The 7,763-nt window shown below is 53.4% G+C and carries 7 protein-coding genes; 3 read left to right on the forward strand and 4 right to left on the reverse strand.

Annotated features, from left to right (window positions below):
* Positions 1-65 precede the first annotated feature (65 nt).
* Both ACEW8P_RS12990 and ACEW8P_RS12995 read right to left on the reverse strand, forming a co-directional pair.
* Positions 66-1,535 (reverse strand): M14 family zinc carboxypeptidase, encoded by a 1,470-nt coding sequence (locus ACEW8P_RS12990; protein ID WP_373513504.1) that lies wholly within the window; start codon positions 1,533-1,535, stop codon positions 66-68.
* Positions 1,536-1,564: 29 nt separating this feature from the next.
* Positions 1,565-3,673 carry a PQQ-binding-like beta-propeller repeat protein gene (locus tag ACEW8P_RS12995; RefSeq protein ID WP_373513505.1) on the reverse strand — a complete coding sequence of 703 codons (2,109 nt, stop codon included), beginning with the start codon at positions 3,671-3,673 and terminating at the stop codon, positions 1,565-1,567.
* 135 nt (positions 3,674-3,808) lie between these two features.
* Between ACEW8P_RS12995 and ACEW8P_RS13000 the strand changes: the two genes are divergently transcribed.
* A complete protein-coding gene (locus tag ACEW8P_RS13000; protein ID WP_373513506.1) occupies positions 3,809-4,531 on the forward strand; it encodes an RluA family pseudouridine synthase in 723 nt (240 codons plus the stop codon).
* 11 nt (positions 4,532-4,542) lie between these two features.
* Here the strand turns inward: ACEW8P_RS13000 and ACEW8P_RS13005 are convergent, their stop codons facing one another.
* The gene (locus ACEW8P_RS13005) at positions 4,543-5,199 is read right to left on the reverse strand and encodes a hypothetical protein (RefSeq protein ID WP_373513507.1); all 657 of its coding nucleotides are present in this window, start codon (positions 5,197-5,199) and stop codon (positions 4,543-4,545) included.
* A 258-nt stretch (positions 5,200-5,457) separates the two neighbouring features.
* On the opposite strand from ACEW8P_RS13005, the gene ACEW8P_RS13010 reads away from it, so the two are divergent.
* Positions 5,458-6,687: a M43 family zinc metalloprotease gene (locus tag ACEW8P_RS13010; RefSeq protein WP_373513508.1), complete on the forward strand. Its 1,230-nt coding sequence runs from the start codon at positions 5,458-5,460 to the stop codon at positions 6,685-6,687.
* A gap of 74 nt (positions 6,688-6,761) precedes the next feature.
* On the opposite strand, the gene msrB is transcribed toward ACEW8P_RS13010, so the two are convergent.
* Positions 6,762-7,205 (reverse strand): peptide-methionine (R)-S-oxide reductase MsrB, encoded by a 444-nt coding sequence (gene msrB / locus ACEW8P_RS13015; RefSeq protein ID WP_373513509.1) that lies wholly within the window; start codon positions 7,203-7,205, stop codon positions 6,762-6,764.
* A gap of 251 nt (positions 7,206-7,456) precedes the next feature.
* Here msrB and ACEW8P_RS13020 point away from each other — a divergent pair.
* A partial coding sequence (locus tag ACEW8P_RS13020) for a hypothetical protein (RefSeq protein ID WP_373513510.1) occupies positions 7,457-7,763 on the forward strand: 307 nt, incomplete at its 3' end.

Below are 7,763 nucleotides of genomic sequence, written 5' to 3' on the forward strand. Positions count from 1 at the left end.
TCGCATGGAGGTTACTTTGGCAAGAAACAAAATTAGCCAAAATGGTCATCATGCCTAATAAAAATCTACTCCACTAGGCCATTGCCTTTTCTTGCAAATGCCTTCTCCGTATCAAACACAAATCCGTTCACGACCGCATACCGCACCTTTCCGTCTTTTTTCAAAAGAAAAGTAGCCGCGTCGCCCATGTCCGGCGAGCCCGTCGGGGTAGGGGCGGAGCGCAGGATGTGAAAAGGCTGCACCGTGTAGTACAGGCCGAGGCTGCGACTAGACGTATTGGCTACGCGGAGGTAGGTGTAGCCCTGCTTCCACAACTCGACCGGGTTAAGTTTGGCTGCATCGCTGATGCTTTTCAACGTAGTTGGATACACTTTTCCCCGCTCCAGCGTGTAGCCGTCGGCATTGATTTCTTCGCTGCCGTAGTGCGTCGAAAGGTCGCCATAGTCTTCAATTTTACCCTGATAAAAAAACTTGCTGGCGTTGGCGTAGTTGACCTCGTTGCGATTGATGCCAAAGTCGGCTTGGTAGCTTTTGGCTCCTCGCTTCACGGTGGCGTTACGCACCAGCAGGTCGTAGAGGTAGCGTTCGTTTTCGGGAATCAGGTAGTAGTCGTCCCGGGTTTCGTTGGCCAAAGTACCGTCGGCCACAGCGGCGAGTCCCGACAGAATGGCGACAAAATTGAGTTGCCGAATATACTGCTTCTCGGGATCACCTTGATAGCCGCCCGACTCGATGAGGATGAGGGTAGTACCCCACTTCTGCACGTTGTCGCCAAAGGCGCGGGGCTCGTGTTCGTCGTTGTAGCGGCCCACCTGACCGGGAATGAAAGTCTGCAACAGACGGTTCATGCGCACGATCATTTTCATGGATTTCTCGCGTACTTCATTGATGTTCCGGTCGTAGTCGTAAGCCGTGGCCAGGAACGAAATGGTGGCTACATTGCCGCTGCGGCCCGCCGAGTAGCGCGGGCTTTGGTCGTGGAGGTTGAAGCCGAATTCAGGCTGTAAAGTCTGCTGCAACTCTTTCAGAATGCGACCTTCGGGTGTTTGCAGGTACAGCGCGTCGCGATTCATGTCGATTCCCTGCGCGGTACGGCGCTGGTAACGTTCGGCCCCGTCGGGGTTGAGCATCGGCACGATGTACAGCGTCAGACTGTCGAGCAATTGTGTTCGCAGCGCATCGAAGTCGTCGTTTTTGTTTTCCAGAAAATTCAGAATGTCGAAGATGGCCATCGTCGCGGTGGGCTCGTCGCCGTGCATCTGTGTCCACAGCAATGCCTTGTGTGGCCCGTGGCCTACTTTGACCATGTTAATATCCCGCCCCTCGAAGGATTCGCCGACTTTCGTGATTTCGTAGAGCGGGTTGTCGCGGCGTTTGTCCAGCAACGCCTGCACGTCTTTGTGCTTGAAGCGGCGTTGGGTCAGGGTAGTTTCGCGGTAGGTGGCGTGGGCGTCGTGGAGTTTTTGGGCAAGGGGAATGGGCTGGGCCGGGAGCATAAAAGGGATAAGGAAGGCGATGAGGAAAAGTGCTTTCATGTCTTCAATTTTTCCCCAAAAGTAAGTTTTTATTTCAACCTAAACGCCACGTAGCTATCCCCGGAAGGCGAACCGACTTTGCCGCCGCCGCCCGCCGCGATGACGATGTATTGCTTTCCTTTCACCTGATAGACGGAAGGCGTCGCGTAGCCGCCGAAGGGTAGTTGGTATTCCCAAACTACCTTGCCCGTGCCTTTGTCGAAGGCGCGGAACTTCTCGTCTTTCGTGGCACCGATGAACACCAGCCCGCCCGCCGTGACAACGGGGCCACCGAGATTTTGGGTACCCGTCGGTGGTAATCCTTTGTCCAATAATTCTTTGTATTCGCCGAGTGGTACTTGCCACAGAATTTCGCCTTTGTTTAGATCAATGGCGTTGAGCGTACCCCAGGGCGGCTTCACGCCGGGGTAGCCGTCTTTGTCTTGCAGAATATTCCAGCCATTGTGGACGTAGCGGGTAGGGGTAGTTTCAGTTGTCGTGGCGGTTTTCTTCTCTTTTTTATCCAATAAAAAAGCCAGTAATGCTTCTTTATCTTTTCCCGCAATGGCCGGGAAAGCGGACATCTGTCCGCGTCCCTTCGCAAGGATTTTGCTTATTTTTGCTTCGCTGCGCCTTGCGGATAAATTCAGCAAAGAGGGGTAGACTTTGCTGCCCGCGCGGTCACTGCCGTGGCAGGTTGCGCAGCCGTTGAGGGCATAGACTTTGCTGCCCCGCGACGCCAGGGTAGCGTCATCCGTCGCTTCCAGTTTTTTCATCTTGACCAAAAGGGGTACTTCGTTGGCGTTTACGTACATGATTCCCGTTTCAGGATCGAACGACGGGCCGCCCCATTCGGCTCCGCCGCGCGTGCCGGGAAACTGCACCACGCCCCCGATGCCCGGCGGCGTGTAAATGTTACCCAGGGTGGCCCCATTGATAAAATTGGTGAGAAATTCTATAGAGGTCGGTGTGACGTCCGAAATATCGGCACGAGTGAAAGTATGCCGCACGAAGGGTTTGGGTTTGGTCGGAAAAGGCTGCGTGGGCCAGGTAGTTTCTCCCAATAAAGCCGATGTGGGAACCGGGCGCTCCTCGATGGGGAAGATCGGTTTCCCCGTTTCGCGGTCGAAAACGAAGGCCATGCCCATCTTGGTAGTTTGGGCCACGGCGTCGATCGTTTTGCCGTTTTGGTTGAGCGTCACGAGTGTGGGCGGCGCGGGCAGGTCGTAGTCCCAGAGGTCGTGGTGGACGAGTTGGTAGTGCCAGTTACGTTTTCCGCTGCGGGCGTCGAGAGCCAGCAGGCAGTTAGCGAACAGGTTTTCGCCCGCGCGGTTGCCGCCGTAAAAGTCGAAAGCCGCTGAGCCCGTAGGGACGAAGACGATGCCGCGTTTTTCGTCCAGGCACAGCCCCGCCCAGGAATTAGCCCCGCCGACTTCCTTATGGGCCTCTTTCGGCCAGGTGTCGTAGCCAAACTCGCCAGGCTGCGGAATGGTGTGGAAAGTCCAGGCGATTTTTCCGGTTTTGAGGTCGTAAGCCCGCACAAACCCGGGGGCCGCGTCGTAGCCTTCGGTGAGGGCGGTGCCTTGAATCAATAAATCTTGAAAAACAATGCCGGGCGACGAAGCCCAGACGGTTAGTTTTTCGGCCTCGCGGCCTAAGCCTTCCCGTAAATCTATCCTGCCATTCTTGCCAAAACTACCCACCCGCTTTCCCGTCGCGGCGTTCAGCGCGTAGAGGTACGGCCCGGCGGAATAGTAGATGCGCTTGTCTGTGCCCGACTCCCAATAAACTACCCCACGATTGGTGCCCGTGGCGGTTTGTCCGGCGAAAGGGTCGAAGCGCCAAAGCTCCTGACCAGTCTCCGGCTCGAGAGCCATGAGTTTGAGTTGCGGCGAACTAAGGTACATCCGTCCGTCGGCGATGACGGGGTTGCATTGAATGGAGGAACGGTTGCCCTCCCGCGCGTCACCCGTTCGGTAGGTCCAGGCGACTTCCAGATTTTGGACGTTGCCGAGGTTGATTTGATCCAGAGCCGAATAAGCCGTACTCGCGGCATCGGCGCGGTAAGTGGCCCAGGTCGTGTGCGGGGGTGGTACTGGGCGGCTTGCTTCCAGGAAAAGTAGCGAAAGTAGGAGGACGAGAACAGTTTTTTTCTTCATAGCTTCGATTTTACCGAAATAGCTTATTTTCTCGCAAAGTCGCAAGGGAGCAAAGGCTTTCGGCTATAAATCTCTTTGCGTTATCGCGCCTTTGCGAGAAGAAAAATCCGACCTTTGCCCCAAAAAATTCCAAATATGAAATTGGATTTCAAAAAATTAATTCTGTTCGAAGACGATGATTTCCTGATCGTCAACAAACCTACCAACCTGGCCACCCTCGACGAACGCACCGCCGACCGGGGCGACAGTCTGCTGCGATTTGCCCGTGAACACAATCCCGATTTGATGGCCGCCCACCGCCTCGACAAGGAAACTTCCGGCGCGTTGGCTTTCGCCAAACACCGCGAGGCGTACCGCCATTTGGCCATGCAGTTTGAGGCGCGGGAGGTGACCAAGCGCTACCACGCCGTTTCGATCGGCATGCACGAGTTCGACAGCGTGTCGGTGTACTTGCCCATCAATCAACTAAAAAACGGTACCGCCGTGGCCATCGACCGCCAGAAGGGCAAAGTAGCCGAGACGATTTTCAATACGTTGAAAATTTACAAAGGCTACACGTTGGTGGAGTGCATCCCCGTTACGGGCCGAATGCACCAGATTCGCATCCACCTTTCGTGCCTGAAAGCGCCCATCGTCAATGATCCGCAGTACGGTGGCGAGCCGATTTTTTTATCCAATATCAAGCGAAAATTCAACTTGAAACAGGGTACCGAGGAGCAACCGCTGATTCAGCGTGTGGCGCTGCACGCGCATTCACTGTCGTTTTTTCTGATGAATGGGGAGGGCGTACAGGCAGTCGCGCCTTACCCGAAGGATATGGAGGTGCTGGTGAAGCAGTTGGATAAGTGGGGGGCGTAAAAGATATTTTTTCAACTGCAACTGAGAAAGCCTGAGGAGAGTGCAGCCAGGAGAATTGACATCAACAGCAATCCACCAACCATCGATGTGAGCGTACTGATAACCACGCCGACTTGTGCAGCGTTTCGGCCGGTAGGCACATCCGAACTATTTTTTACGCGGATTAGGCTAAATATTCCCAAAAAAAGACCGATTATCCCCGACACGAAACCCGTGAATGCTAGTCCAGCCAATCCCATTGTGAGCAGAGATGGGATTAAAAGTACCAAGCCGAGTGCTCCAAAGACCAGAGAAGCAACTCCCAAACCCCTAGAAGGACGCGGTTCTGGTTCGTCTGTTTTTTTGTGAAATAAGGGGTTTCCGTTTTGCTGCGCTAACTTTTTGACCTTGATCGGGTTTTTCCTGACAAAAACTCGCTGAGGTTTCTTAACTTCCAATAAAGTGAGACTCGGTTGAGGCGGCAAAACCATGTTCAACTGCCTTTCGTCTGTCAAGGTTTTAGCCGTATCTGCCTGCGCAAAAGTGGATGGCTTCTCAATGACGGCAGGCTCGCTCTTTTCCTGGTACAGGTAAGGACCGGTAGTTGGGTCGTTGAAAAGTACGTACTCCTGTCGGTGGCAAGATTGACTTACCAAAACAAGGAGTCCGAGAAGAATAAGTCTTTTCATTTTTCAAACGTTACTGAAATATGGAAAAAAGCCGCGAGAAAGTCGATACCACTGGTGAAATATCTCACTAGAAATTTAGCATTACCGGATGACAACCAGGCATTGGAACACGACGATTGCCAAAGAAGTGACGGGTACGCTAAGGACTAAGCCGCGCTATTTTTTTGAAATAGAGCGATAAGAAAACCGACCTCTTCTCGTTATTAAGTCCCTCGCCTGCCGGATTCTTGACGATCAATCCCTTAGTCCTTACTACTTATGAAAAGTACCTACGGGTTTCTTGCCTTTCTGACCATCGTCGCGCTAAGCTGTACGCCGCCCGACGACGTGCTCGAAAGAAACTATCAACTCGACCCTACGCATACCCTGACGCTGGCCACGCCCGATGGCCGGGAAATCCTTATCGGCGACCAACTTGATTTGCGGACTCTGGTTCAGGTGACCGACCAAACCCGTCAGGCAGTGAGCGTTCCGGTGCAGGCAGTTCAGTACCTTGTCAACGGCCAGGCTAGAAGTTCGCCTTTCAAGGCGACAGCGGTGGGCAGCTACACATTTGCGGTAAAGATTGGCAATCGCGTGAGCAACACCTTCACGGTAACGGTGCTACCTTACAAATTGGTGCGGATTCCCGTCGTGTTCCACACCGTGAATTCTACGTTGAGCGAGGCACAAATTGGTCGGCTGGTTCAGGGTATGACGGATGCTTTCCGCAATAAGTGGAACCCCTACAATGGAGCGAGGGATGAAAACGCCGTGGACAATTTTGTGGAGTTTTATGCCGCCGAAACGAATCCAACGGGCCAAGGCCTTACAATCAACGGCCTGAATGCCGTGACTTCATCTCGAACCACTTTTACCTCGCGGCAAGCCGTGTACGAAGCCTGGAGCAACTACTGGAATCCGAATCGCTTTCTCAACGTCTGGATTTATGATATTTCGCAGGAAGAGAGCCTGAGCGGCTTTGCGTATAACCTACCCGTTACCCAGGCCAGCACTGGTTTTCGGGTGCAGTCGGCCAGTCGCACCTCGCCGGATTTGCCCTACGGCGTGTATCTCAACAAAGCCGATCTTAACGACAGTCGTTCCAGCACGCTGGCGCATGAGGCAGGCCACGTGCTGGGCCTGAACCACGTTTTCGACGGCAACGGCGACGAAAGCAAGTCTTGCAGCACCACTGACCCGGATTACTGCGCTGACACACCTTACTACGACCGCGCTACCTACATGGACAACTACCGCACTCTGCGCCAGCGCCGCACCGCTTGCGACGGAACGACTTTCGTAAGTACCAACATCATGGACTACTACCTGGGCTACGAAAACTCCTTCACCCGCAACCAGCGCGACCGCATTCAGTACACCATTAACTACGGCCGCTGGCTCCCGTCACCCGCTAATAACGACCCCAGGGCGCGGCAAGGGGCCGAAATGGATCATGTCAAAATGCCCGACGACTATGTGTACGTCGAGCCGTTGATCTGTAAATAGATAGGAGAAATTAGGTATTGAACGTAAGACTTCGGCGTAACTAGTTCTCCTATCTAATATCTCATAATTCATATCTATTCTTCCACTTTCTTGATTGAAGCCGAATTGATGCAAAACCGCAATCCCGAAGGCTTCGGGCCGTCAGGGAACACGTGACCCAAATGGCCGTTACACACGTTGCACATCACTTCCACGCGTTGCATTCCGTAGCTCGTATCGAGGTCGTATTCAATGACATCTTCGGCCACGGGTTCCGAGAAACTAGGCCAGCCCGTGCCTGACTCGAACTTCACCGTCGAGTCGAAGAGCGGCGTACCGCAGGCGCGACAGCCGTAGAGGCCCGGTTCGTGGCGTTCGCAGTACTCACCCGTGAAGGCCCGCTCGGTGCCTTTCTGCCGGATTACCTGATATTCTTCGGGGGAAAGCTGGGCTTTCCATTCTGCTTCGGTTTTTTCCACGCGCCTCGGCGGCGTGGGGTTGCCTTCTTTGGCGTAGGTTATTACGTCGTTCCAATTCATAGTTGATTTTGAATTAGTGAATGCGGGAATAAAAATTGCGCCATAGCTATCCATGACTTTTCCGCTTTTATATTCAAAACTAACATCAAGGGTCAGCGTTATGTTTCTTCACTATTCGAACTGACTCAGATAGCTGTTTCGACTTGTATCCTCCCCACTCTGAACTTTGTCCTTTTAATTCCATATATTAGCTTTGATATCGGACATTATAGCTGTTGAATATCAGCGGGTATGCTAAAATATGGCCCTCTATGAAAAGATTTCTTCCTGCGCTTTTCCTTTTGCTTTTTTCCCTCGACACCCACTCCCAAACCCTCCACGCCATCATGGTCTCCGACGTGGAAGACCCCAAACTGGGTGGTATCAGCCTAGAGGACGAGGAGAACATCATGTACATACTGAAAACCGCCGAGTCGGGTACGGGCCTGAAACTTAAAGAGTATCCTCACAACCGCGCGAGCTTCACGGCCAAGGCGGTTCGGGAAACGCTGAATCAAATGCGGATCGGCGCACAGGACGTGGTTTTCTTCTACTACACGGGGCTGGGCTATTACCCCG

It is taken from the genome of Persicitalea sp. (assembly GCF_041751555.1).
In the GTDB taxonomy this organism is placed as follows: domain Bacteria; phylum Bacteroidota; class Bacteroidia; order Cytophagales; family Spirosomataceae; genus Persicitalea.

Excerpts from the sequence above, each read along its gene's own strand:
- msrB (WP_373513509.1), bottom strand. The coding sequence starts at position 7,205 with ATGAATTGGAACGACGTAATAACCTACGCCAAAGAAGGCAACCCCACG.
- ACEW8P_RS13010 (WP_373513508.1), top strand. The coding sequence starts at position 5,458 with ATGAAAAGTACCTACGGGTTTCTTGCCTTTCTGACCATCGTCGCGCTA.
- ACEW8P_RS13000 (WP_373513506.1), top strand. The coding sequence starts at position 3,809 with ATGAAATTGGATTTCAAAAAATTAATTCTGTTCGAAGACGATGATTTC.
- ACEW8P_RS13005 (WP_373513507.1), bottom strand. The coding sequence starts at position 5,199 with ATGAAAAGACTTATTCTTCTCGGACTCCTTGTTTTGGTAAGTCAATCT.
- ACEW8P_RS12990 (WP_373513504.1), bottom strand. The coding sequence starts at position 1,535 with ATGAAAGCACTTTTCCTCATCGCCTTCCTTATCCCTTTTATGCTCCCG.
- ACEW8P_RS12995 (WP_373513505.1), bottom strand. The coding sequence starts at position 3,673 with ATGAAGAAAAAAACTGTTCTCGTCCTCCTACTTTCGCTACTTTTCCTG.